This window comes from Microbulbifer mixtoriginis (SeqCode) (assembly GCF_052468275.1).
This window is the reverse complement of record NZ_CP174341.1, coordinates 862617-886393: the sequence shown is the minus strand read 5'-3', so window position 1 is coordinate 886393 and position 23777 is coordinate 862617. Positions and strand designations below refer to the sequence as shown.

Sequence of the window (23777 nt, the reverse complement as noted above, 5' to 3'; positions counted from 1 at the left end):
GTTAAAATCCGCGTCCGCAATCCAAACCACCCGATAGAGGAAATCCGTCGCTATGGCCGCTTCGCAAGCCCCGCACAAACGCCCCTTGGTCCTGCTGATTCTGGACGGCTTCGGCCACAGCGACAATGCCGAGTACAACGCCATTCGCGCCGCGAAGTCTCCAGTGTGGGACAACATCTGGGCGACGCGCCCCAAGACCCTGATCCAGACCTCCGGTATGGCGGTGGGGCTGCCCGAAGGGCAGATGGGTAACTCCGAGGTGGGACACATGACCCTGGGAGCCGGCCGTGTGGTTTACCAAAATTTCACCCGTATCAATAAGGCCATTCAGGACGGCGACTTCTTCCGCAATACCGCCTACACCGCTGCGGTAGATAAGGCCATCGCCAACAACGGCGCGGTACATATTATGGGACTGCTGTCCGAGGGCGGCGTACACAGCCACGAGGACCATATCGTCGCGATGGTGACCCTGGCGGCCCAGCGCGGAGCCCGCGCCATTTACGTACACGCTTTCCTGGATGGCCGCGACACGCCGCCGCGCAGCGCCGAGCCCTCCATCGCGCGCCTGATGCAGGTGTGCGACACCGTCGGCAATGCCCATATGGCCACTTTGGCAGGCCGCTATTTTGCTATGGATCGCGACCAGCGCTGGGAGCGCACCGAATCTGTCTACGACATGCTCACCCTGGGTACCGCAGAACACAAAGCCACTGACGCCCTGGCGGGATTAGCCGCCGCCTATGAGCGCGGTGAAAATGATGAATTCGTTGCGCCGACAGTGATCGGCGAGCCCGCTCCCATCAAAGATGGCGATACTCTGATCTTTATGAACTTCCGCCCAGATCGCGCACGCCAACTGACCCGCGCCTTTACCGAAGCAGACTTCAGCGGCTTCGAGCGCAAGGCCCAGCCCAAGCTGGCAGACTTTGTCATGACCACTGAATACGCCGCTGACATCCACGCAAGCTGCGCTTTCCCACCGGAAAACCTGGTGAATTCCCTCGGTGAATATCTGTCTGCCCAGGGCAAGACCCAGCTGCGCATTGCCGAAACCGAAAAATACGCCCACGTGACTTTCTTTTTCAGCGGCGGCCGCGAGGAGCCGTACAACGGCGAAACCCGCGAGCTGATCAAGTCTCCGGACGTAGCCACCTACGACCTGCAGCCGGAAATGAACGCGCCGGAAGTAACCGACAAGCTGGTCGCGGCGATTGAGAGCGGCGAGTACGACACCATTATTTGCAACTATGCCAACGGTGATATGGTCGGCCACACCGGTGTTTTTGAAGCGGCAGTAAAAGCGGTAGAAGCCCTGGACCAATGTGTTGAGCGTGTCGTGGATGCAGCCCTGAGCGCCGGTGGCGAAGTGCTGATCACCGCCGACCACGGCAATGTAGAAGAGATGTTCGACACTAACTCCGGCCAGGTCAGTACCCAGCACTCCACCCTGCCGGTGCCTTTTGTATACATCGGCGAACGCAATGTGCAAATGTGTGACGGAGGCAGTCTGGCGGATGTGGCGCCAACCATGTTAGCGTTGATGGATCTGCCACAGCCGGCGGAAATGACCGGCCACAGTTTGGTAAAAATGGACTGATGAAAACTCTCGTACTCTTCCTGATTGCCCTGCTGTCACTACCCGCCTGGAGCCAGGCGGAAGCGGACCAGCAGGCACGCCTCGCGGAAATCAAGCAGCGCATCGACTCCCTGCAACAGGAGCTCAACCAGGTGCGCGGCCAGCGCGACCAGTTGCTCAAGGATCTGGAAGAGAACGAGAAAGATATCTCCGGGCTGTACCAGCGCATAGACCAGATCAAGCGGGATATGCGCAGCCGCACGGACAAGCTGCGCGAACTGCAGCGAGAGCAGAAGCAGCTGCAAGAAGCGCGACGAAGTATGCAGCGGCGGGTCGAGCAGGAGATCGCCGCCGCTTACCGACTGGGCCGACAAGAACAGATCAAGCTCCTTCTCAACCAACAAAATCCACAGAATATCGCCCGCCAACTTCGCTACCACGATTACTTCCTCCAAGAACGCAGCCGCGTTATCGACAACTACCTGCAAACCCTCGCCTCGCTGGAAACGGTTTCCGCCTCGATCGAGCGCGAGCGCAATAGCCTGCAGGCGGAACGGGCACAGCTACAGGAGCGCCAGGACAAATTGCGCAGCGCGCAACAAACACGCAAGCGCACCCTGGAAAAACTCGCGGCGCGGCTCGCCAATGGCGGTGGTGAACTCAAGCAACTGCAAGGGGACCGAAAACGCCTGCAGACCCTGATCGATGAAGTCGGGCGCGCGATCGCCACCCTGGTAAATCCGGACCAGCACAAACCCTTCGCAAAGCAGCGGGGAAAATTGCAGTGGCCGGTCAAGGGCCGACGCGCCAATGCTTACGGACAGCGCCGCGCCAATGGAATCAGCTGGAAGGGGGTGATTATTCGCGCCGCCGAGGGGGAGCCTGTGCAGGCAATCCACCGCGGGCGCGTCGTCTTTTCCGATTACCTGCGCGGCCACGGCATGCTGGTGATTGTCGATCATGGCGATGGCTATATGAGCCTCTATGCACACAACCAATCCCTCAGCCGCAATGTCGGTGAGTGGGTGGAGAGCGGTGACACTATCGCTCGGGTAGGCAACAGTGGCGGCCTCACCCACAGTGGGCTTTATTTTGAAATACGCCATCGCGGCCAGGCCCGCGATCCCACCGGCTGGTGCCGTGGCTAACACTTTGCCGCTCTCTTCTGCGACGATACGCCCATTTTTTCCCCTGACGCCGGACTTGTGCACCAGCGCAAAAGGGAGTTGTAAGGCAGTTGGGCTTTTCACGACTAAGCCTGTGGCACAGTAGAATTTGGCGGCGCATTAGAATCCCTGCCAATCTCTGCGGTCTACACTTTCGCAAAGCAGCGAAGAAATAAGGCAGAGGTCACAACAATATGTTCATCTCCAAGGCGCTCACCACATTTCTCGGAGCCGCCGCCCTCACAGCCCTGCCGTTAATGGGTCTCAGCGAAGGTGGCCAACAACCCAATCTCGCCACCGAGAACAGCGGGCGCCTCCCCCTCGAAGACCTGCGCAGCTTCGCCAAGGTGTTCGAACAGATCCGTCAGGGCTACGTGGAAGAAGTGGATGATCGCACCCTATTGGAGTACGCCATCAAAGGTATGCTGCAAGGACTCGATCCCCACTCCTCCTACCTGGACCGCCGCTCTTTCGACGATCTACAGGCCAACACCACCGGCGAATTTGCCGGCCTGGGGATTGAGGTGGGTATTGAAGATGACCATATCACTGTGATCACCCCCATGGATGACACTCCCGCCTCGCGCGCGGGTCTCAGAGCCGGTGATGTGATACTGCGCCTATCCGGCAAATCCATGAAGGGGGTCGGCCTCGATGAGGCGGTGGAATGGATGCGCGGCCCCAAAGGCAGTAGCGTCACCCTGACTATCGCCCGCAAGGGCCGCAAACAGCCCTTCGACGTCACCCTCAAACGGGACACCGTGCGCGTGCGCAGTGTGCGCAGTAAGGTGCTCGATGAAGGCTACGGCTATCTGCGCATCAGCCAGTTTCAGTTGGATACCGGCGCCGATGTGGCGGAAGAGCTGATCAAACTTCAAAAGAAAGGGGTGCTCAAAGGCCTGATTATCGATCTGCGCAACAACCCCGGCGGCGTGCTGCAGTCTTCGGTGGAAGTGGCCGACGCCTTCCTTGAGGAAGGGCTGGTGGTATACACCGAAGGCCGCAATGAGGCCGCCAACCTGAGTTACTCCGCCGAACCCGGCGACCTCACCGAAGGCGCCCCGCTGGTAGTTCTGATCAATGCCGGCTCCGCCTCAGCGGCGGAAATTGTCGCCGGAGCCCTGCAGGACCATCGCCGCGCCGTGGTGATGGGCACCGACAGCTTCGGCAAGGGCTCGGTACAGACCGTGATACCTATCAATAGCGAACGCGCTATCAAACTCACCACCGCGCTCTACTACACCCCTAATGGCCGCTCCATCCAGGCCCAAGGCATCACGCCAGATATTGTTGTGGAAAGGGCCAAGATCACCCGTTTGAAAGATATGCAGCGCCCCACCGAGGCGGACCTGGCCGGCCATTTGAACAATGGCAACGGCGGGGCTGATCGCACCTCGGAAGACCGCGCGCGGGAACGGGAAGAGGGAGAGCGCGACAACTGGATGGATCGCGACAACCAGATCTTCGAAGCACTCAATGTACTTAAAGGGCTGAATCTCTACGCTCACAGGGACCGGGGTCTGCGCGAACGCTTTGCCCGCGCAGATAAACAGTAGTAACTGGCGCGCGGCGGGCTCAAGCCCGCCGCCAGCGCATCCGCCCCAGCAGTGACATCCAGCCTTCGTCAGCCCGCAGGCTAAACTCGCATCTCTATTCCCGCTTCCTGCATAAACGCCTTGGCTTCGGCGATGCTGTATTCTCCAAAGTGGAAGATACTAGCCGCCAGCACCGCATCGGCGCCGCCCTGCAGAACACCTTCGGCCAGGTGCTGGAGATTGCCGACGCCACCGGAGGCAATGACCGGCACTGGCACCGCCTCGCTGACCGCGCGGGTCAGGGCCAAATCAAAACCGTTCTTGGTGCCATCTCGGTCCATACTGGTGAGCAGTATTTCCCCAGCACCCAACTCCGCCATCTGCCGAGCCCAGGCCACAGCGTCTATGCCGGTGGGCTGGCGCCCGCCATGGGTGAATATTTCCCAGCGGTTCTCCCCCACCTGTTTGGCGTCAATCGCCACTACGATGCACTGGCTGCCAAAACGCTCTGCGGCCTCACGCACAAACTCGGGGTTTTTCACCGCTGCGGAGTTGATCGCGGTCTTGTCTGCGCCGGCATTTAACAGGTTGCGGATATCCTGCAGGGTACGTACACCGCCACCCACGGTAAGTGGAATAAACACCTCGTGGGCCATTTTTTCCACGGTGTGCAGTAGGGTGTCGCGCTGCTCGTGAGTAGCGGTGATATCGAGAAAGGTAACTTCATCCGCACCCGCCTCGTTGTAGCGGCGGGCAATCTCCACCGGGTCGCCGGCATCGCGGATATCGACAAAATTAACGCCCTTTACCACGCGCCCGGCATCGACATCGAGGCAGGGAATAATACGTTTCGCCAGTGCCATTACTTGCTCCGTTGATCGCAGAGCTGCTGCGCCGCGCGCAGATTCAGCTTGTCCTCATAAATCGCCCTGCCGGTAATCGCGCCGTAGATCTCACCGGTTTCCAACAGCTGCTCGATATCCTCAATGCTGCTGACACCACCGGAGGCGATTATCGGCACCTGTACCGCACGAGCCATTTCCAGAGTGGCCTCGATATTGACTCCCTGCATCATGCCGTCGCGAGCGATATCGGTGTACACAATGGAGCTGACACCACAATCCGCGAAGCGCTTGGCCAGCTCGGCGGCCTTTAGCTCCGACACCTCGGCCCAGCCCTCAGTGGCCACCAGGCCATCTTTGGCGTCAAGCCCGACAATTACGTGGCCCTCGAATTCGCGGCAGGCCTCCTCGACCAGTTTCGGCTGTTTCACCGCGGCGGTGCCGATAATGGCCCAGGTCACACCGGCATCCAGATAGCGCTCAATGGTATGCAAGTCGCGGATGCCACCGCCGATCTGTACCGGCAATGTGGGAAATTGCTTGGCAATGGCAGTTACAGCTTCACCGTTGACTGGATTGCCGGCAAAGGCACCATTCAAGTCGACCAAGTGCAAGCGCTTGGCCCCTTGGTCCACCCAGTGCTGGGCGGTAGCCAGGGGATCATCGGAAAATACGGTGGCGTCGTCCATCTCGCCCTGGCGCAGGCGCACACACTGGCCGTCTTTTAAGTCGATAGCGGGAATTACAATCATGCTCTGTCTTTCGTCGGCGGTAGTTATTGATGTCAGGAAAGGTCTGCTGGGCTTAGGCCCGGCCATTCCAGCTGACAAAGTTCTTTAGTAATTGCAGGCCAGTTTCGGCGCTCTTTTCCGGGTGGAACTGGGTGGCGAAGATATTCTCACGCGCCACCGCAGCCGCCAGGGGGACACCATAATCGGTGCGCCCAGCCAGATCCCGATTATCATCAGCCGGCACATAGTAACTGTGCACAAAGTAGAAACGGCTGCCATCGGCGATACCGGCCCACAGTGGATGCTCGCGGGTTTGTTGCACCCGGTTCCACCCCATATGTGGAACCTTTAAACGTTCATCCGCGGCAACTCGCGGCAGATCCTTGCCAAAAAACCTCACCGGTTGCGGGAAGATATCCAGGCAATCGATACCGTTATTCTCCTCGCTGTGGCGCATCATGATTTGCATACCCACACAGATACCCAATACCGGTGTACCCGCCGCGATAGCGTCTTTGAGCAACGGCGCAAAACCGGCTTCAACAAATCCCGCCATACAGTCGCGAATGGCGCCCACTCCCGGTACCAACAAACGCTCCGCCCCCTGGGCCTGCTGCGGGGTTTGCGCCAGTACCACTTCGGCTTCCGGCGCCACCTTATCCAGAGCACTGGCAACCGAGTGCAGGTTACCCATGCCGTAATCGAGGACCGCAATCTTGCCCATCACAACACCCCCTTAGTAGAGGGCATGGTGCCAGCCATGCGCGGGTCCAGGGTGAGCGCCATGCGCAGGGCGCGGCCGAAGGCCTTGAATACCGTCTCTACCTGATGGTGGGCGTTGTGGCCGCGCAGGCAATCGATATGTACTGTTACCAATGCGTGGTTGACGAAGCCCTGGAAGAATTCATAGAACAACTCGGTATCAAAATTACCGATGCGTTTCTGGGTAAAAGGCACATCCATCACCAGACCGGGGCGGCCGGAAAAATCGATCACCACGCGGGAGAGAGCTTCATCCAGGGGGACATAACTGTGGCCGTAACGGGTCATCCCCTTCTTGTCCCCCAGAGCCTGAGTAATAGCCTTGCCGAGGGTAATACCGATATCTTCCACCGTATGGTGGTCATCGATATGGATATCCCCATCACAATGAATATCCATGTCGATCATGCCGTGGCGGGCAATTTGATCGAGCATATGCTCGAGAAAAGGAACGCCGGTAGCAAACTGGCCGTGCCCCTGGCCGTCCAGATTGACGCTGACTTGAATCTTGGTTTCCAGTGTGTCGCGGGTGACGCTAGCCTTGCGCATCGAAAGCGTTCCTTTTATGAGCAATAAGACAGAGGGCGCAGATTATAAGATGAATGATGCCCTCTGTGGTTCGCTAGTGTCAGATGAAACTTGATTCGTAACCGTAAGCACCTATCATGCGCGGTATGGTTACCTTAAAGCGCCGAAAATCCCATTACTGGGCCAGCCTGTTCCTGCTACTTGCATTAGTAGCAGCTCAGCCGCTGTGGGCGGAGCACTTCCATCTTGGTAACAGCCAGGTGGAACTGTGTGACCTGTGCTGCATGCATTCGCCTGCAGCACTCGGCAGCGAGCCACTGCTCGTTCAGGCTGAGCCCCAAAGTCACTACAACCGGCCCTCTGCGCTAGCAGCGCGCGATCGCCAGCCGGAGCGCCAGAGCGCGCGCGCCCCTCCCCTGTCCCTGTCTCTCAGCTAACCCTAAAAAAACCAACAATTTATTTTTGTGGATGCCCGCGCCTGTGCGCGTACGGCAGCATCCGCCTGTGACAGGACATAAAAAAACAAATGATCAAGATCAATACTCTGGCCCTGGCCATTGCCAGCCTGGCTGCGCCCACTATTTACGCCGCTGAATACAACTCGCCCTTGGAAGAGGTCAACGTTACCGTATCGCCGCTGGATAAACCCGCCGATGCTGTGGCGGCACCAGTTTCTATTCTCTCCGGCGACGCACTGCGCAAATCAGCAGCCGCAACCCTGGGCCAGACTTTGCAAAACCAGCCCGGCGTCGCCAATGCCTCCTTCGGCAGCGGCGTGGGCCTGCCGGTTATCCGCGGCCAAAGCGCCAACCGGGTAAAAATACTCAGTGACAACCTGGATGTGTCCGACGCCTCCAATACCAGCGCCGATCATGCCGCCAGCATCGAACCCCTACTGGCCGAGCGCATTGAGATACTGCGCGGCCCCGCCGCCCTGCGTTACGGCAGCGGCGCCGTGGGCGGTGTGGTGAATATTACCGACGGACGCATTCCCACCGCCGTGCCCGAGAAAGTGGAAGGCGCGGTAGAGCTGCGCCACAACAGCGCCGACAATCAGGATGCCTCGGTATTTCGCTTCACCGGTGGCGCCGGGCAGCTGGCCTGGTATGTGGACGGTGTCTACCGGGAAAATGACAATACCGAAATCCCGAGCCTCGCTATCGTTGAGCACGATGAACATGAAGAACACCATGATCATGAAGAGCACGCCGGAGAAGAAGGCGAACACGAAGAGGCCTTCAACACCGATGGCTTCGTGGGCAACACCAATGCCCGCGCCCACAGCTATAGCGGTGGCGTTTCCTGGATCACCGACAGCGGCTTTATCGGTTTCTCCGTAAACCGACTGGAAAACAATTACGGCATCCCCCTGGGCACCCATGAGCATCACCATGACGATGAGGACCATGCGGGTGAAGACCACGATGATCACGACCATGATGAACACGAGGAGCACGCCGAGGCCGGTGAGATCGATGCGGTACGTATCGACCTGGTGCAAACCCGCTATGACCTAAAAGGTGAGCACCGCTTCGACGGCGATTACTGGGACAAACTGAGCCTGCGCATCGGCTACAACGATTATGAGCATGTGGAGCTGGATGCCGGTAATCCGGGCACCCGCTTCACCAACGAGGCCTGGGAGAGCCGGGTTGAAATAACCCACGATGCCGGCAACGGCTGGCGCGGGGCCTACGGCCTGCAATTGACCGACAAAGACTTTGCCGCAGTGGGTGGCCACGCCTTTATCCAGCCTTCACGCACCCGCAGCGCTGGCTTTTTCACCATGAAAGAGCGCGAGTGGGGTAACTGGCACCTGGATCTGGGTGCCCGCCTGGAGCGAGTGGATATAGATCCGGAAACCGCCAGCGACCGCGATTACAATCTGATCGGCGCCAGCGCGACGCTGCAGTACTTCCTCGCCGAGCACCAGCATATCAGCTTCGGCGCTACCCACTCCGAGCGCGCCCCCGTGGCAGAGGAGCTGTTTGCCGACGGAGCGCACCTGGCGGAATCCCGCTACCTCTTGGGCAACAACCAGCTGGATAAAGAGAACGGCGTTAACCTGGAACTGGGTTATCACCACCACAACGAAGCCGCCAACGGCTGGCACGCTGCGCGTATTGAGGCCAGTGTGTTCTACAACCAGATCGGTGACTATATCTACGCGCTAAACACTGGCGGTGAGGAAGAGGAGCTGCCGGTCTATGCCTATGCCAACCGCGATGCAACTTTCTACGGTGCCGAGGCCTCGGTGACCTTCCCCTTACAGGGAGGCCACTATGTCACCTTGTTTGGCGATATGGTGCGCGCCAGCTTCGATGATGCCATCGCCGGCGAAAGCTCCGATGTACCACGTATGCCGCCGCTGCGTATGGGCCTGGCCCTGGGGGCCGAGTACGATCAGTGGGGCTGGGAGTGGCGCACCGTACAGGCGGCAGACCAGGACCGCGCCGGTGCCTATGAGGAGCCCACCGATGGCTATACTCGTATGGATCTGAGCGCCGAGTACAACCTCAATATCGGCGGCAGCGACGCGGTGCTCTTCGCCAGCGCCCGCAACCTGCTCGACGAAGAAATCCGCAATTCCACCTCTCTGCTGCGCGACTATGCCCCAGCTCCAGGCCGCAGTATCGAAGCCGGCGTGCGGTTTATTTTCTAAGCCACAACTGCTTCAATGGCTCCGCGGCGCACCCAGCTCCGCGGGGCTGCATCTCCTACACTTCCCGGATAGGCTCTCGGTGAACACCTGTGGGAACATCAACCCCCACCGCGGCGTCTGAAGTATTAATACACGCTCGACGTACCTTCTAAAAAAACACAGGGACAATCCACTCCATGGCCTGGATCAAGCGCACATTTATCGCTCTATTGGTCGTTTTCCTGCTACTCGCCGGCGCTGTCGCCTGGCTGCTGGCCGGCCTCGACATCAATCAATACAAGCCGCAACTGGAAAAACTCGCCGCCAAACAGGGCATTTCCCTGCAACTCCAGGGCGATATCGGTTGGCAGCTGTGGCCCAAATTGGGGCTGCAACTAGATGATGTCACCATGGCGCCATTGCAGCTGCCGAAAGAGACCCTGGTGCGCGCCGACAAAATCGCCGTGGGTGTGGCCCTCAAGCCACTGCTGCAGCGCCGCGTGGAAGCCGAGGAAATCGTGCTGGTGGCACCGCAGATCGAACTCTCCGTGGACAAAGAGGGGCGCGGTAATTGGGAGCTGATCAGTGAGGCTCTGGAGGCAAAGAAAAAACAGCCACCCAAGCTGGAGATTCCCAAGGAAACGCAAGAGTCCGCCGCGCAACAGGTTGAGCTCAGCCTGGATAAATTGCGAATTGAAAAAGGCCTGCTCTCTTACAGTGACGCCCGCAGCGGCAAGGCCTACAAGGTTGAAAACCTGAGCATAATCGCCGACAACCTGGTGCCCGGCGGCGAGCCTGGGCGACTCAACGCCGATGCCAGCGTGACAGGCAGCGACTTACGTTACCCGCTCAAACTCAAAATGGATAGCACCCTGGCCCTGGATGAAGGCCTCAACGGCCTGCGCCTGCAACCTCTGCAGCTGGTGCTCACCTCCGACAACAACGCCAAAGCCACGATGCACCTGCGCGGCTATGTGCGCCGCGACAACGGCAACCAGCCCTGGCGCGTGCAGATGAATCTAAACGCCAGCGCCGATCCCTTGCGCCCCTGGCTGGAGCTGACCGGCAGTGAAGTAGTGACCCGCGATAGCGCCGCACTGCAAAAGCTAAGTATCGAAGCCAGCATCGAAGGCACCGAACAAAAGATCAACCTGACCCCTCTGCAACTGCAACTCGACGGCACCACCTTTAACGGCAACGCCCAGCTGCGCAATGCGGAGATGCCGGGGTTAGATCTGAGTCTGCGCGGTGGCGCTTTCAATCTGGACAACTACTTGCCACCCGCCGATGAAAAAGGTGGTAAGCAGGGCGAAAAAACCAGTGGAGAGTCAACTACCAAGGCGCCCTCTACTGAAGCCACCGCACAGAGTGTGGAGTCTACCCAGACCCCAACTTCCGCGGAGACCCTGAGTGCCCAACAGACGGAAAAGAAAGCCACCACCAAAGCCGGTACCCAGCAGGTATCCGCCGAGCCCCTACCTCTGAGTGATCTGCGCGGCTTTAACGCCAATATCAACCTTGCCCTGGACCAATTACAGGCCGCCGGCCTACAGCTGGACAGCCCCGAAATTCTGCTCACTGTGGATAACGGTCTCTACCAGCTGCAAAAACTCAGCGCCGACCTCTACGGCGGCCAGCTCAATAGCAACGGCCAGTTCAATGCCCGCGCCCAGACCGCAGAGGGACAGGTGCGCGGCGGCCTTGTCGGTGTGGATATCGGCAAGGTCCAGAAGGCGCTGTTCCCCAATGAAAAAGTGCAGGTGGCCGGCGAAGCCAGTGTCAACTGGGACGGGCAGACCAAGGGCAAGACCTCCACAGATCTGCAGCAGAACCTGCGCGCCGCCGTCAATGTGTCCAGTAAAGAGCTGTCCATAGCGCCGTTCAACCTGGAGAAGAGCATGTGCCAGCTGTTCAGCTACGCCGAGAATACTCCACTGCCAGAGAGAAACTGGCCCGCCCAGACTGACCTACAAGATGTGCGCGCCACAATCGCGGTGAAAGGGGACGAAGTAAAAGTGACCGAGATTCTCGCCGGCATCGAGAATATCGCCATGACCGGCGATGGCGAGGTGGACCTGAAGAAACAGGACTTCGACTTCGCCCTCGGCCTCGCTCTAGTGGGTGAGAGCACCTCCGCCGATGGCTGCACCGTAAAGAACAAACGCTGGCGCAATCGCCCGCTGCCACTGCGCTGCAAAGGCGACTTCGACGATGTGGGCCCAACAACCTGTAAACCCGACAGCCGCCGCCTCGACGACTTGGTGCGCGAAGAGCTGAAATACAAAGCCAAGAAAAAATATGGCGATAAGGTGGAAGAAAAAGTCGACGAACTAAAAGAAAAACTTAAAAATCTTTTCGGCCGTTAATGTAAGCCGCACCGGGTTTCGCCCGGTGCGTAACCCCGCCCCCAATATTGCACGCTATTCCATCTCCGAATCCTCTCCAAAGCGCCAAAGCCACGACAAAAATACCGCGCTAAATTGCAGCAACCAATGACCGCGAAGCGCATAGAGTGCGAATAAACCGTTAAAGGACGGGGTTAGTGCGATTTACTTAACTCGGTCCCTAGCCGGTGCCGGGAGCTGTCATCAGGTGCTTCTACATCACCCCGGCCATCTTTTACTTTTATTTATATTTTTTCCCATTGCGCGACAATTTCCTTATTACTTGCACTTTCTTTTCCCAAGATCAGTACAAGCTTGATCGGCCATATAAAGGGAATAACAAATGCCATTAATGCAACGAGCGCAAGACAATAAATCCAAACAGGTGATCACCAAGCTGGTTACTAGCGCTGCGAAAAACACACCTGCAGAGGAGGCCTGGGGTAACCACCACGTGAACTGCTATGCCTGGGCCGCAAACTGCGAGAAGCCCCACAGGGGCAAGCCAGACCCTGGCTCCAACTCCGGCTATGTCGCGGGCTTGGACAATGACCGTCTGATTGAGGGCGCCAAACGCGATGGGATGGCCTATGTAGCCAACGCCCCAGCAAACAATCCCCCGCCTTTCACCAAAGGTTATTACTGCGTTGCCCTGTATAAGTCCACAACCGACCACCACTGGTACCGGCGGGACCCGGAAACCGGTTACTGGACGCACAAACCAGGCGCTCACGGAGTGAAAAACTACGGGCCCGGTTTTGTGATTCTGCCCAAGCAGCTGGAGACTGCAAATCATAACTATGGTATGGCTGCCACAAATTATCACTTTGTCGGCTATTTCTATGTGCCGGAAGAGGGTATTCAGGTCTAATCGCTAAGCGAAGATCGTCACAGTGCTGCTCAGCCTGAGCTAGACCTGAACTAGATAAGATGGGCAGCTAGGCCTGCCCTCACCGAATTTTCACCAGGGCGGTCCACCCTGTGTCCGCAACGCTAGTGGAAGCTCCCCCAGGCTATTCGCAGCCGGCGGGGGGCTTCTAGCAGAGACAATTTCTGCTTCGGGCAGATAGTAATCTCCTCCGCTCAAATTCCAACTGATCAATGCTGATCTGATAGCGCGTTTACCCCTCCATTGGCCGCACAGGCGGTATCCCTCTCGTTATAACCCGCTAGCGCATCGACCCGCTGCCACAGCGCCGCAAGGCTGACTTTGAAGATATAGATACGGCAACACCCGGCATAAGTCGCTTTGAAGACCCTGTGCACAAAAGAGCTTCAATACAACACCAAGAAAAAATATGGCGATTGGGTAGAAGAAAAGGTCGACGAATTGAGAGAAACCATGAAAAATCTCTTCAGCCGCTAAGGCTCAAAGCAAAGTGCACCAAGGTTAGCCCGCGCACAGCCCAAGGTTTCCATCACAAACATCAGCCCGCAGTATCTCCATGACCCCAAAGCAGTTCCAAAACGCCGTTCTCAAATGGTTCGACAAACACGGGCGCAAGGACCTGCCCTGGCAGCAGAATATCAATCCCTATCGCGTGTGGGTTTCGGAGATCATGCTGCAGCAGACCCAGGTCAGCGCGGTGATCCCCTACTTCGAGCGCTTTATGCAGAGCTTTCCCACCCTGGAGATCCTCGCCAACGCGCCGTTGGATAAGGTGCTGGCTCACTGGAGCGGCCTCGGTTATTACGCCCGCGCGCGCAATTTACATAGATGTGCACAGACGGTGTTGCAGGAACACGGTGGGGAATTTCCACAGGATGTAGAAGCGCTCACTGAACTGAGCGGCATTGGCCGCTCCACCGCAGGCGCTATCGCCAGTATCAGCATGGGACTCAGAGCACCGATTCTGGATGGCAACGTAAAACGGGTACTGGCGCGCTTCCACGCCGTGGAAGGCTGGCCGGGGCAGAGTGCCGTGGCCAATCAATTGTGGGAGCTGGCCGAGACCTACACCCCGGACAAACGCGTTAACGATTACACCCAGGTGATGATGGATCTGGGTGCCACCCTGTGCACCCGCAGCAAACCCCGCTGTGAAGAGTGCCCGTTAAAGAAATCCTGTGTGGCCCACGCCCAAGGCAATCCGCAGGATTACCCCGGCAAAAAACCGCGCAAGGAAAAACCGGTGCGCAGCGCCACCCTGTTACTGCTGGAATACCAGGGCGAAATTTATCTAGAGCAGCGCCCCGCCAGCGGCATCTGGGGCGGCCTCTGGTGCCCTCCCCAAGCAGAAGATGCCAAGGCTTGGCTCAAACAACAGCGTTGGCGCGCCAGTGAAATACAAACGCTGCCGCTGCTGCGCCACACCTTTACTCACTTCCACCTGGATATTACCCCGCTGTGGGTACAGCTCGACAAAGTCTCCACCCAGGTGGCGGAGAGCGGCGCCGGCTGGTATAAACTGCGGCAACTAAACCGCGCCCGCGCGGCCCAGGAACTGGGGCTACCCGCCCCGATCGTAAAGCTGGCAAAACAACTATTGGCGCTGCAGGCACCCCTGCTCGCCCCAACTACGGCCGACTAGAACCAGGAGGAGTCCATGTCCAGAACCGTATTCTGCCGCAAGTACCAAGAGGAATTGGAAGGCCTGGACGCACCGCCCTTCCCCGGCCCTAAGGGCGTCGATATCTTCGAGCATGTTTCCAAAAAAGCCTGGCAGGAGTGGATGTCGCACCAAACCATGCTAATCAACGAAAAGCACCTCAACATGATGGAACCCTCCAGCCGCGCCTACCTGAGCGAGCAGATGATGAAGTTCCTGAGCGGTGAAGAGTACGACGCAGCCGACGGCTACGTACCCCCGGAACAGCAGTAAACGGGCCCCGCAAAGCCTCCCCGCAAAAGAAAAAAAACTTTTTACAATCAAGGGGTTGACTCAGCCCCGCGATAAGGCTTTAATACGCGCCTCGCGACGCAGGGGAAGCCCAGCAAGATCGCAAAGCCCGGATAGCTCAGTCGGTAGAGCAGGGGATTGAAAATCCCCGTGTCGGTGGTTCGATTCCGCCTCCGGGCACCATATTAAAACCCGCGCAAGCACTCGCTTTCGCGGGTTTTTTATTATCTCTACCATGTTCCAATAAACGCCGAAAATCACTAAAGTGTCCACATAGAAATTTTTTGGCCCAGAGCCGTTCCCCCCGGTGGGCACAATTGCCCCGCTTCAGCTTTAGTGAACCCCGGCTTCAAAAGTGTTCCAAAGTGTTCATTCTGTGAAATCCTGGTTAGCTCTTAAGCCCGCACCAGCTCACGACCTCATCCCACATTCAATTTCATCAACTAAAAGAGTGCCCAAAATCGGCAGGCGTGGGGAGGAGTGACCGGCAGCAATTTTTGCTGATCAAAAAACAACCTGCGACTTCTTCCAGCTCAGCAATTGCGCTTTTTTAAAGGTGTTTAATTCTGAAAAGCCTTCGTGGTAGCTTTAAAAAGATGACACAAGCTTGTGAACATATTTGAAATCTTGGCACAGTTAACCAATTGTATATACACGGGTATCTGTAACCGCTTTAATTAAATATCTTTCAATAAAAATGCTTTGTGCTAACAAGGAAATGAAAAAGTAACATTTGGTGTAAAGGAGACCATTTTGTTAAAAGTTCACGTTTGGCCCCCACACGGTAATATGGTAGGACACACCTCATTATCGTTCGGAAATAACTACGTTAGTTTCTGGCCAGAAGATGAAGCAGGGAAAAAAGATTTAAAAATTAAAACAAGCCAGCCCGGTCATTTTATGGCTGCGCTGCAAGAAGATATAGTCGCAGAAGGAAATCGCCAACCTATCACTGTAACTATTTTAAAATTTAATGAAGAAAAGCTATCACGTTTTATTGCAGATCTAAGGTCAAATATTCCCAGATATCAAATTGCTCGTTACAACTGTTCGAATGTAGTTTCAGAGTGCCTAAAAGTTGCCTGTAACACTCCCCCCAGCTTTCATCCTAGCGCACATGACTACAGCAAGTTTGGAAAGGTTCTTGGTCGAGGCATATGGACTCCAAATGAAGTTTTAAGATATGCAAGAGAGCTCTCAGCATATGGAAAAGAATTCGCATGAATGTCATCTACAGTAAACATTACAATATAAATCTTGGCTTATTGAACTACCTACACCCGTTTGATGGAAATAAGTTCCAAAAGATTCACCAGCAACTAAAGGGCAATAAAGAGATAGATTTTTTAGAGCCGGAATCTCCCGTCAGCATGGAGGTTATCGACAATTTTCTATCAAGCATCATGAGACATAGAGTGCGCAATAAAAATGGAATTTTTCAAGCACTTGAGATCCCTAGAATCCCTCTGGTTAGCTTCTCACTATTAGATAAAAAAATCCTTTCTCCTATGCGCTGGGGAGTAGCGGGGACTATCCTTGGAGCAAAATCCGCCCTTGAAAATGGTGGCATCTACTGGAACCTATCCGGTGGATACCATCACGCTATGCAGCAGAACATGGAAGGATTCTGCATCTATAACGACATAGGTATTTGTCATCAACAATTGATAAATAGCGGACTACTCAAACCCGAAGAAAAAATATTAATAATCGATACAGACGCTCATCACGGTAACGGAAATGCTTACACGTTTATGGATAATGAAAGTGTAACGCTTTTAGATGTTTATAATACTGGTATTTACCCTACATCGAGTTATACACGTGATCGTGTAGATATTTCTGTTCCTCTGATGCCAGGCACAGAGGGCCAGGAATATTTGAAACGATATAGAGAAGCAATAAAAAATTTAGATGATGACTACAAAATAGCTTTTGTAGTTGCCGGCACAGATCCCCTTATCAATGACAAACTTGGGGGGCTTTGCTTAACTATCGAGGATATAGCAGAGAGAGAAAGATCAACGGTTAATGCTCTTAGCGAGCGCGCTATACCCACCGTTATACTAGGTGGTGGTGGATACTCGAAAGCCAGCTCAAAAGCAGTCGTCGCGGCGATTCAGAGCTGTACAGATTTAGATAGAGAAGTCTCAGCAAGGAAATCGGAAAGAAAACAGCACTATGAGCAACGAAATCTTCAATTCTGAATCGACAACAAAAGATGAAAAAAACCCTAAAAAAGGGTGGAACCCAATGGTAACCATAGGGATGGTGGTAGGATTTTTAGCTGGTGCACCTGGAGCAATTCTCGGAATGCTCGCCCTATATGACAAATCTAGGTTAGAACCGTTAAGAGAAGAAAATATCCGATTAAAGGCGAAAATTGAAGCTGTAGAAAAAGACATTAGAACCTCAGATACATACTTAAACTTAAAAAAAGACCTATCCATTACCTATGCAGAAGCTGAGCTTTTTGAAAACCGGCTTAATATTTGCCTGTCAGAAAAAGGAGATATGAATGGCTTAGACTATAAAATAAAATCCATTGAAAGAGATCTGGAATATTGCAGGACATCAAAAAATAAAGCTCTATCCGAAAAGAATAAAACTATTACCATTCTGACAGAAAGAGCCGACATTTTGAGAATGATATCCACCTTACAAGAAGCTCAAGCAGAAATTGATAGTGAAATTAACGCAATTGGAACTACAGCCTACGGAGAACTGACGGGGAGGGGTGAAATTTTAGAGAGGAGGCTTAATGATAAGAAAAAAATGATACAAGAGCAAATAACAGCACTAGTTGAAGCACTAAAAGCAAAAGTTTAGAAGCCATCTCTACAACTCTTACACTCACGAAATAATATAATTAGTAACAAAGTGCCTGTCAAAACAGGCACCGCACTACTTAGGATAATCACACCCTCTCCACCAATACCCCTCCCCATTTAATCGAGTACTCTGTATAGGTCTCGGTCACAATATCCAAAATTTGCAACCAAGAATAAAACTCGGCTTTCTTAGATTTCGCAATCTCTTCTGCCAGCTCCATTGCCGCCTCTTCAGTAGGCGCGGAACCCCTAAAGCTCTTTGCGCCACCATTCATCAGGTGGACTCTCTCAGCAAAAATTGCGTATCTGATTATATTCTTTCCCATAAAAAACATCCTTTAACACAATAAAAAACTTAGGCCCTTATTGGCTTAAGTTGAGACTCCAAACTATCCGCGCAGCTTTTGTTGCCGTTGATTGCCGCATCCTGGTCAGGTTTTTTCCATTGCGAAGTGAGTGTGCCGGCCAGGGCCGACACTACGCCGATTAAATCTTCTAATACCTTCAGCACATTTAAAAATTCACTGCTTAGCCAGACCTCGCCGCCGTCTTTTACTTTGATAGCTTGGCGGACCTTGGCCAATGATTCGTGAATATTCCCTATTTGCCCTTTTAGGTAACGGTCTGCTTAGTGATTGGGGTCACTTGAGCCTATCAGATTTAAATTTTCCGGCGCCGAAAAATTGAAACCGCCGCCTAACAACAGGCCTAAAGACCCATAAACCTCAAAAAAAGCTTCACTAGAATATTTACAAAGGCAACTTAACCGCCAAAGCCCCAACCTAAAAATAAGAAACCTCTCTCTAAAACTAGTAGTTATCTCTCTAAAATAATTAGATAACCGCCCAGCAAGATTCCACAGAAAATTCACGACTAATATTTCAATACAGGAACCACTCATTCTCATTTGGTTTTGTCGTTATTGATTTACAGATATTGTGTGATCTAATGTGAAAGGGAGTTCACAATGAGAATTGTTACAGCAAATTTTCTGGCACCCATAGTAGTTACCGGATTAGCCATTGGCTTTACTCCATCCGCGCTATCCCAAGCCACAGATAGTGCAACCAGTTTGATAACCCTCCAATTTGATACAACTATCACAATAGATAATGTTGATCCAGTCACTATTTCAAACCCCACACCGGGAAATGACGCAATAGCCGACGACAGGTTTTGTGTTGCCGGAAATGGTTTTTCACTTTATGGCATAACCTTTGAAAATGATGGTGCTGACCCTACATATAGCTTAATTGGATCTGACGGGACTTCAATTAGTTACGATGTGGTCTACCAGAATGATGGTGCACTTCCTGAACCGGCCCCAGCTGGACAAGCCATCACCAACAATGTCCTTCAAGCGTCCAACTGCGCGGATGATAACGCCACTTTTGTTATTATTATCCCCGAAAATCAGTGGGAGCCCAATCAGGCATCGGCCCCCTTTTCTGGAACACTACGAATTACCGTTGAAGCCGAATAAAGCAGCAAAAATAATTTAGAAAATCAATCATGATGCACTGGATATTAACTCCTGTGCATCATGTAAGTGAGACCTCCCACTAAAATAATATTTAAAAACTCTCACCTGCCTAAAAGGCTACTACTTTCAAAGCAGCCATAAATTGTAAATCTGAAATTAAAAAACCATTCAGCCCTATAACAAAGATACAAAACTATAAAGATTACATGTCCACTACATACAAGAGCCATTTATAATTTACCACACGACCATTAAACGCCTGCGAAAAAGAAGTCACTTTCTTTGACTTCACATTCTCTCCTGGATATTCCATGGAATACTAACGAGCTTGGCGGTGTTCGTTGTCACAGGGAGACTGTATTTCGGCGGCCTCAATAATACGGCGTAGTGATTTCTTGCGAACATTCCCATGGGTTTCCCGGCTCCAGTTTGCGGAAGCGGCTCAGCAAGTAACTATTTGATGCCAACTATTTTTTGCTGGCACTTACTACTAATCAACCGCCGCAACGTAGGAGTAAGCAGAAAAGACAAAAGTAATATTGATGTTTTCTTGCAGTTTTGCATTAACTTAAGAATATAAAATATAACCCTACTCACAGCCTCGACGGCCCATTACAATTAACCGCTTTACTGTTTTGATTTAAGTGTAATGACAATGAGTGAAGCCCCCCGTAACCTTCTACATCAGGAAACCTTAGCTGTACGCTGGGGTGATATGGACGCCTTAGGGCATATCAACAACGCTACCTACTTCACCTACTTTGAGCAGTGCCGCTGCAGCTGGTTAGCGGCTATTAAACGCTCCGGCGCGGTAAGCAGTAATCAAGGAGATGGCCCAGTACTACTCAATGCTTCGGCCAATTTTCATTTACCTTTGGTATTTCCAGCCAACATTACTGTTAGTATGTATGGCGGCACTCCTGGGCGTAGTAGCTTTAATAGCTATTACGAGATCAGAGATGCGGATAACACCGATAAACTCTACACCACCGGTGAAGCTAAGATTGTTTGGGTAGACCAACAGGCTGGGAAATCCATGCCGGTACCTGATGATATACGGGCTTTATTGCCCACCGCTTAAATTGGATTTCTTCATTCAAAAAGACGGTTAACCCCGTCTTTCAAATAACTGATCCTGAAAAATTTTACCGTTAAACAGGGCGTAATAGACAAGGGTTTGATCACCACGAGTACACATGTCAAAAAAGCAACTGCTTAGAGGGTAAGTACTACCACTTTACTACTCCTGCCAGAACATGGCCGCTATAACCTCGCGCATGAATATTCATGCTACGCTTTTCTTTCTGTAAAACATCAATGACCTTTTACGGGAAAATGTTTATGAGTGATTATTTTGACCTGGAGCGGTTCTGCCAGGCACAAAACGACTCTTATGCACAGGCCTTGCAGGAGTTGCGGCAGGGGCACAAACGCAGCCATTGGATTTGGTATATTTTTCCGCAGCTCAAGGGACTGGGACACAGTGCTACTTCACAACGATATGGAGTGACAAGCCTGGAGGAGGCGCATGCTTACCTGAAACATCCACAGCTTGGGCCACGATTGCGGGAGTGTTGTCAGAAGTTATTAAACCTGCAAGATCTCAGCGCCCTGGAAATATTCGGTAGTCTTGATGCGATCAAGGTCAGATCCAGTATGACCCTGTTCGCCCTTGCTGCGGGTGGCGCTGATAATCTATTTATGCAGGTTTTAGAGAAATATTATGAGGGCAAACAGGACCCCCGCACCCTGGAGATCCTGCAAAGCTTCCATTAACCTCTAGCCCCAAACCTCCCGAAAAAACACTTAAGCAGTTTGGGTTTCAGGTTCTTCCAGACTGTCGCTGCCCAGTAGTTTATCCATCACCAGACAGGCGGTGAGATCGCCCGTGACGTTTACGGCGGTCCTGCACATATCGAGTATGCGGTCCACACCGAGAATCAGTGCAATACCCTCTGGTGGGACACCTATCCCAGCCAGGATACTGGCGAGAATCACTATCCCCACGCCCGGTGTACTTGGGGAACCGATTGAAGCGCCCACAGTAGTTACGGTAAGTCCCACCAGTTGTGCCGTGCTGAGGTCAATGCCATAAACCTGGGTGAGAAAAATCGCCGCAATTACCTGATAGAGGGCAGTGCCGTCCATATTCACCGTAGCGCCAAGAGGCACAATAAATTTGGCTATAGAAGGTTTCACTCCCAGGGAAGTCTCGGCAGTGCGCATTGAAAGCGGCATTACGGCCGCGGAGCTGGAAGTGGAAAAGGCCAGTAGCTGTACGCCGCTGATGCGCTGCAGGAAGCTCAGAGGCCGCATTGGCGTGGCCAGTGCGACAATCAACAGATAAAACAGCAGTAGAATCAGTAGCCCCAGAATAACCGTGCCTACATAGACAGACATCCCCACGATTGCGGTTAAGCCCACGCGAATGGCAATATCCGCCAATAATCCGAATACCGCCAGCGGCGCGAACAGCATGGCCCAACCGACTATTTTCAGGGCGATTTCCTGCACTATGCCGAAGGCATAGACTGCAGTTTCACGCTGCTTTTGCGGCAGTAACATCACTGCCACTCCGGTGAAAATCGCGTAGACCACCAGCTGCAGCATATTGCGCATGGCGATGCTCTGATTCAGGTTGGCCGGTATCAGTTCGGCGATGCGCTCCGGTAGCGGCTTGGATTCCAGCATCTGTGGCGGTGCGCTACTTGGTAGTTCAGTAGCCGCGGTGAGCAGAGCCTCATCGATATAGTTACCCGGTTGAATAAATTGGGCCAGGACTATGCCGATAATCACCGCTACTGTGGTGGTGGCAATAAAATAGGGCGCTATACGCAGGCCAACCCGCTTGAGCTGGGATACATTTCCACTGCCACAGAGCCCGAGGATAATGGAGGAGACCACCAGTGGAATCACCACCATTTGGATCATATTCAGGAATAGGGCACCGGGCAGCTTGAACCAGCTGGCCAATATTACGCTGAGATTCTCATCGACCAGCCCAGCCCCTTCCGGCGACAGCAGCAGGCCAATACCGAGCCCCAGCACCATAGCGAACAGGATTTGCATCCACAGACGGGTGCGCATCAACAGGCCCAGGGATTCCACCATCCTGAACAGGTAAACATTGGAACCATAATTCATACGAGAATTACCAGATTCAAATTCATTAACTCGGCACCCAAAAGGAAAGCCACCAGTATCCTGCAACTCTAGAGTAAAACTCTTTAGTCAGATCAAGTGAGGGCGATCACGCAATCCCAGGCAATGATTGTTAAGAGCGGTTGCAGAAAGATGACACCGTGCATCCCTAGTGGAAAAGGGCAAGGGATAGATCGTTCACCACTCTAAAAATACTACGGCCTGTTTACCCACATTCAACACCAATGCTTTATCTAATAGCGAGGCCGCTAAAGAATACTCTTGCGCGTTTTTACTGATGATCCGTGGCTGGAGCAAATTGCTGCGCCAATAACTTCCTGATCCATTTATGCAGCGGGTCCTGCCCGCTGCGACTGTGCCAGGCGGCGATCACATCGAAACCGGGGGGCTGGTCGGCAATCGGCAGGGTACTCAGGCGTTCATCGGGCAATAGGCGCGACGGCAGAAAAGCCACGGTATTGGTGGAGGCGATACATTCGGCTGCAGCGGCGAAAGAGGGAACCGACAACACCACATTGCGCTGCAGGCCAAACTCTTCGAACCAGGTATCGGCCATGCCACGCAGTTCTCCGCGGGAGGGAGACACCACCAATTGCGGTAGCGCCGCCAACTGTGCCAATGCCAGAGTCTCTCCTGTTAACTGGCCGGGTATTTTTGCATGCCGGCAGCACACGCAAACATAGTGCTCTCGATACAGCAGCATTGTCGGGCAGTTGTCCGGCACAAAACCGGGTGTACTAAAAACCAAATCTACCTCGCCGGTTTGCAGCTGCTGCGCCATGCGGTCGATTTCCAGCTTGAGCACAACCACTTTGAGACCCGGAGCCTGTTCACGCAGTTTTTTCAGCAGACCCGGCAATACCACTCGCTGTTCAAAGTCGGTGGCGCTGATAGTAAAAATACCGGTGTACTCGGCCGGCAGAAATTCGTGCCCTCGCAACAGTGAGGCGATTTCGTTTAAAACGCTATCGATCCTCGGTGCCAGCCGTTCTGCCAGGGGAGTGGCTACCACTCCGTTGCTGGTCCGAATAAATAAGCGGTCGCCAAAGATTTCCCGCAGTCGCTTGAGCTGTTCACTCACGGTCTGCTGAGTCACACCGAGCTGGTCGGCCACCCGGGATAAATTTAATTCGCGCAGAATTGCCTGCAGCAACCGCAGTTGCTTTAGTTCCAGCCGATCCAGGCGATCGTCTCTGTTGCCCCTAGCCAAACCTGTATCACTCACAATCGTTACTTGATTTTCATTGTATCTGCTCCAGCCTAGCATTGCCGATACATAGACCTTCATGAGTG

General features: G+C 53.7%; 24 protein-coding genes and 1 tRNA gene. 16 read left to right on the top strand and 9 right to left on the bottom strand.

The window, feature by feature from the left end:
• The first annotated feature begins 52 nt into the window (after positions 1-52).
• The 3 genes from gpmI to ACJJIC_RS03975 all read left to right on the top strand — a co-directional run bounded on the left by gpmI (position 53) and on the right by ACJJIC_RS03975 (position 4301).
• Complete coding sequence (gene gpmI, locus ACJJIC_RS03985) at positions 53-1600, top strand: 2,3-bisphosphoglycerate-independent phosphoglycerate mutase (RefSeq protein ID WP_445356491.1); 1548 nt, start codon at positions 53-55, stop codon at positions 1598-1600.
• A complete protein-coding gene (locus ACJJIC_RS03980) occupies positions 1600-2727 on the top strand; it encodes a murein hydrolase activator EnvC family protein (protein WP_444883127.1) in 1128 nt (375 codons plus the stop codon). The genes gpmI and ACJJIC_RS03980 overlap by 1 nt, the downstream gene beginning before the upstream one ends.
• 212 nt (positions 2728-2939) lie before the next feature.
• A complete protein-coding gene (locus ACJJIC_RS03975; protein ID WP_445356490.1) occupies positions 2940-4301 on the top strand; it encodes a S41 family peptidase in 1362 nt (453 codons plus the stop codon).
• A gap of 80 nt (positions 4302-4381) precedes the next feature.
• Here ACJJIC_RS03975 and hisF read toward each other — a convergent pair whose 3' ends face one another.
• Genes hisF through hisB form a run of 4 tightly spaced genes read right to left on the bottom strand, consistent with a single transcriptional unit; the run spans position 4382 to position 7164 of the window.
• Positions 4382-5143 carry an imidazole glycerol phosphate synthase subunit HisF gene (gene hisF / locus ACJJIC_RS03970; protein WP_444883129.1) on the bottom strand — a complete coding sequence of 254 codons (762 nt, stop codon included), beginning with the start codon at positions 5141-5143 and terminating at the stop codon, positions 4382-4384.
• Positions 5143-5874 (bottom strand): 1-(5-phosphoribosyl)-5-[(5-phosphoribosylamino)methylideneamino]imidazole-4-carboxamide isomerase, encoded by a 732-nt coding sequence (gene hisA, locus ACJJIC_RS03965; protein ID WP_445356489.1) that lies wholly within the window; start codon positions 5872-5874, stop codon positions 5143-5145. Before hisA ends, hisF begins: the two co-directional genes overlap by 1 nt.
• A 52-nt stretch (positions 5875-5926) precedes the next feature.
• Complete coding sequence (gene hisH, locus ACJJIC_RS03960; RefSeq protein ID WP_445356488.1) at positions 5927-6577, bottom strand: imidazole glycerol phosphate synthase subunit HisH; 651 nt, start codon at positions 6575-6577, stop codon at positions 5927-5929.
• Positions 6577-7164 carry an imidazoleglycerol-phosphate dehydratase HisB gene (hisB, locus tag ACJJIC_RS03955; protein WP_444883132.1) on the bottom strand — a complete coding sequence of 196 codons (588 nt, stop codon included), beginning with the start codon at positions 7162-7164 and terminating at the stop codon, positions 6577-6579. The genes hisH and hisB overlap by 1 nt, the downstream gene beginning before the upstream one ends.
• Before the next feature lie 116 nt (positions 7165-7280).
• Here hisB and ACJJIC_RS03950 point away from each other — a divergent pair, with 116 nt between their 5' ends.
• From ACJJIC_RS03950 to ACJJIC_RS03935, 4 genes are all read left to right on the top strand, one after another.
• Positions 7281-7580 carry a hypothetical protein gene (locus ACJJIC_RS03950; protein ID WP_444887518.1) on the top strand — a complete coding sequence of 100 codons (300 nt, stop codon included), beginning with the start codon at positions 7281-7283 and terminating at the stop codon, positions 7578-7580.
• An 89-nt stretch (positions 7581-7669) separates the two neighbouring features.
• On the top strand, positions 7670-9805 hold the full coding sequence (locus tag ACJJIC_RS03945) for a TonB-dependent receptor (protein ID WP_445356487.1): 2136 nt from the start codon (positions 7670-7672) through the stop codon (positions 9803-9805).
• Between the two features lie 176 nt (positions 9806-9981).
• The gene (locus ACJJIC_RS03940; protein ID WP_445356486.1) at positions 9982-12150 is read left to right on the top strand and encodes an AsmA family protein; all 2169 of its coding nucleotides are present in this window, start codon (positions 9982-9984) and stop codon (positions 12148-12150) included.
• A 361-nt stretch (positions 12151-12511) separates the two neighbouring features.
• Positions 12512-13039 carry a hypothetical protein gene (locus ACJJIC_RS03935; RefSeq protein ID WP_445356485.1) on the top strand — a complete coding sequence of 176 codons (528 nt, stop codon included), beginning with the start codon at positions 12512-12514 and terminating at the stop codon, positions 13037-13039.
• Between the two features lie 227 nt (positions 13040-13266).
• On the opposite strand, the gene ACJJIC_RS03930 is transcribed toward ACJJIC_RS03935, so the two are convergent.
• Positions 13267-13434, bottom strand: coding sequence for a hypothetical protein (locus ACJJIC_RS03930; RefSeq protein ID WP_445356484.1), 168 nt, complete (start codon positions 13432-13434; stop codon positions 13267-13269).
• A gap of 179 nt (positions 13435-13613) precedes the next feature.
• Between ACJJIC_RS03930 and mutY the strand changes: the two genes are divergently transcribed.
• From mutY to ACJJIC_RS03900, 6 genes are all read left to right on the top strand, one after another.
• Complete coding sequence (gene mutY / locus ACJJIC_RS03925; protein ID WP_444910783.1) at positions 13614-14699, top strand: A/G-specific adenine glycosylase; 1086 nt, start codon at positions 13614-13616, stop codon at positions 14697-14699.
• Positions 14700-14714: 15 nt separating this feature from the next.
• Positions 14715-14990 carry an oxidative damage protection protein gene (locus ACJJIC_RS03920; protein ID WP_152455703.1) on the top strand — a complete coding sequence of 92 codons (276 nt, stop codon included), beginning with the start codon at positions 14715-14717 and terminating at the stop codon, positions 14988-14990.
• 125 nt (positions 14991-15115) lie between these two features.
• Positions 15116-15191: transfer RNA gene (locus ACJJIC_RS03915), tRNA-Phe, on the top strand.
• 570 nt (positions 15192-15761) lie between these two features.
• Positions 15762-16232 (top strand): hypothetical protein, encoded by a 471-nt coding sequence (locus ACJJIC_RS03910; RefSeq protein WP_444910784.1) that lies wholly within the window; start codon positions 15762-15764, stop codon positions 16230-16232.
• A complete protein-coding gene (locus ACJJIC_RS03905; RefSeq protein WP_444910785.1) occupies positions 16229-17215 on the top strand; it encodes a histone deacetylase family protein in 987 nt (328 codons plus the stop codon). The genes ACJJIC_RS03910 and ACJJIC_RS03905 overlap by 4 nt, the downstream gene beginning before the upstream one ends.
• The gene (locus ACJJIC_RS03900; RefSeq protein ID WP_444910786.1) at positions 17190-17837 is read left to right on the top strand and encodes a hypothetical protein; all 648 of its coding nucleotides are present in this window, start codon (positions 17190-17192) and stop codon (positions 17835-17837) included. Before ACJJIC_RS03905 ends, ACJJIC_RS03900 begins: the two co-directional genes overlap by 26 nt.
• Positions 17838-17925: 88 nt before the next feature.
• Here ACJJIC_RS03900 and ACJJIC_RS03895 read toward each other — a convergent pair whose 3' ends face one another.
• Both ACJJIC_RS03895 and ACJJIC_RS03890 read right to left on the bottom strand, forming a co-directional pair.
• The gene (locus ACJJIC_RS03895) at positions 17926-18165 is read right to left on the bottom strand and encodes a hypothetical protein (RefSeq protein ID WP_444910787.1); all 240 of its coding nucleotides are present in this window, start codon (positions 18163-18165) and stop codon (positions 17926-17928) included.
• A 29-nt stretch (positions 18166-18194) separates the two neighbouring features.
• On the bottom strand, positions 18195-18422 hold the full coding sequence (locus ACJJIC_RS03890) for a hypothetical protein (protein WP_444910788.1): 228 nt from the start codon (positions 18420-18422) through the stop codon (positions 18195-18197).
• 384 nt (positions 18423-18806) lie between these two features.
• Here ACJJIC_RS03890 and ACJJIC_RS03885 point away from each other — a divergent pair, with 384 nt between their 5' ends.
• The 3 genes from ACJJIC_RS03885 to ACJJIC_RS03875 all read left to right on the top strand — a co-directional run bounded on the left by ACJJIC_RS03885 (position 18807) and on the right by ACJJIC_RS03875 (position 21098).
• Positions 18807-19322, top strand: coding sequence for a hypothetical protein (locus tag ACJJIC_RS03885; RefSeq protein WP_444910789.1), 516 nt, complete (start codon positions 18807-18809; stop codon positions 19320-19322).
• A 655-nt stretch (positions 19323-19977) separates the two neighbouring features.
• Positions 19978-20403, top strand: a complete 426-nt coding sequence (locus ACJJIC_RS03880; RefSeq protein WP_444883142.1) for an acyl-CoA thioesterase — start codon at positions 19978-19980, stop codon at positions 20401-20403.
• Positions 20404-20663: 260 nt separating this feature from the next.
• Entirely contained in the window at positions 20664-21098 is a 435-nt protein-coding gene (locus ACJJIC_RS03875) for a DUF1810 domain-containing protein (protein ID WP_445356483.1), read from the top strand.
• Between the two features lie 30 nt (positions 21099-21128).
• Here ACJJIC_RS03875 and ACJJIC_RS03870 read toward each other — a convergent pair whose 3' ends face one another.
• Both ACJJIC_RS03870 and ACJJIC_RS03865 read right to left on the bottom strand, forming a co-directional pair.
• The gene (locus ACJJIC_RS03870; RefSeq protein ID WP_445356482.1) at positions 21129-22466 is read right to left on the bottom strand and encodes a dicarboxylate/amino acid:cation symporter; all 1338 of its coding nucleotides are present in this window, start codon (positions 22464-22466) and stop codon (positions 21129-21131) included.
• 289 nt (positions 22467-22755) lie between these two features.
• Positions 22756-23709 (bottom strand): LysR family transcriptional regulator, encoded by a 954-nt coding sequence (locus tag ACJJIC_RS03865; protein WP_445356481.1) that lies wholly within the window; start codon positions 23707-23709, stop codon positions 22756-22758.
• Positions 23710-23777: the final 68 nt, after the last annotated feature.

Excerpts from the sequence above, each read along its gene's own strand:
- gpmI (WP_445356491.1), top strand. The coding sequence starts at position 53 with ATGGCCGCTTCGCAAGCCCCGCACAAACGCCCCTTGGTCCTGCTGATT.
- ACJJIC_RS03980 (WP_444883127.1), top strand. The coding sequence starts at position 1,600 with ATGAAAACTCTCGTACTCTTCCTGATTGCCCTGCTGTCACTACCCGCC.
- ACJJIC_RS03975 (WP_445356490.1), top strand. The coding sequence starts at position 2,940 with ATGTTCATCTCCAAGGCGCTCACCACATTTCTCGGAGCCGCCGCCCTC.
- hisF (WP_444883129.1), bottom strand. The coding sequence starts at position 5,143 with ATGGCACTGGCGAAACGTATTATTCCCTGCCTCGATGTCGATGCCGGG.
- hisA (WP_445356489.1), bottom strand. The coding sequence starts at position 5,874 with ATGATTGTAATTCCCGCTATCGACTTAAAAGACGGCCAGTGTGTGCGC.
- hisH (WP_445356488.1), bottom strand. The coding sequence starts at position 6,577 with ATGGGCAAGATTGCGGTCCTCGATTACGGCATGGGTAACCTGCACTCG.
- hisB (WP_444883132.1), bottom strand. The coding sequence starts at position 7,164 with ATGCGCAAGGCTAGCGTCACCCGCGACACACTGGAAACCAAGATTCAA.
- ACJJIC_RS03950 (WP_444887518.1), top strand. The coding sequence starts at position 7,281 with ATGCGCGGTATGGTTACCTTAAAGCGCCGAAAATCCCATTACTGGGCC.
- ACJJIC_RS03945 (WP_445356487.1), top strand. The coding sequence starts at position 7,670 with ATGATCAAGATCAATACTCTGGCCCTGGCCATTGCCAGCCTGGCTGCG.
- ACJJIC_RS03940 (WP_445356486.1), top strand. The coding sequence starts at position 9,982 with ATGGCCTGGATCAAGCGCACATTTATCGCTCTATTGGTCGTTTTCCTG.
- ACJJIC_RS03935 (WP_445356485.1), top strand. The coding sequence starts at position 12,512 with ATGCCATTAATGCAACGAGCGCAAGACAATAAATCCAAACAGGTGATC.
- mutY (WP_444910783.1), top strand. The coding sequence starts at position 13,614 with ATGACCCCAAAGCAGTTCCAAAACGCCGTTCTCAAATGGTTCGACAAA.
- ACJJIC_RS03920 (WP_152455703.1), top strand. The coding sequence starts at position 14,715 with ATGTCCAGAACCGTATTCTGCCGCAAGTACCAAGAGGAATTGGAAGGC.
- ACJJIC_RS03905 (WP_444910785.1), top strand. The coding sequence starts at position 16,229 with ATGAATGTCATCTACAGTAAACATTACAATATAAATCTTGGCTTATTG.
- ACJJIC_RS03900 (WP_444910786.1), top strand. The coding sequence starts at position 17,190 with ATGAGCAACGAAATCTTCAATTCTGAATCGACAACAAAAGATGAAAAA.
- ACJJIC_RS03895 (WP_444910787.1), bottom strand. The coding sequence starts at position 18,165 with ATGGGAAAGAATATAATCAGATACGCAATTTTTGCTGAGAGAGTCCAC.
- ACJJIC_RS03885 (WP_444910789.1), top strand. The coding sequence starts at position 18,807 with ATGAGAATTGTTACAGCAAATTTTCTGGCACCCATAGTAGTTACCGGA.
- ACJJIC_RS03880 (WP_444883142.1), top strand. The coding sequence starts at position 19,978 with ATGAGTGAAGCCCCCCGTAACCTTCTACATCAGGAAACCTTAGCTGTA.
- ACJJIC_RS03875 (WP_445356483.1), top strand. The coding sequence starts at position 20,664 with ATGAGTGATTATTTTGACCTGGAGCGGTTCTGCCAGGCACAAAACGAC.
- ACJJIC_RS03870 (WP_445356482.1), bottom strand. The coding sequence starts at position 22,466 with ATGAATTATGGTTCCAATGTTTACCTGTTCAGGATGGTGGAATCCCTG.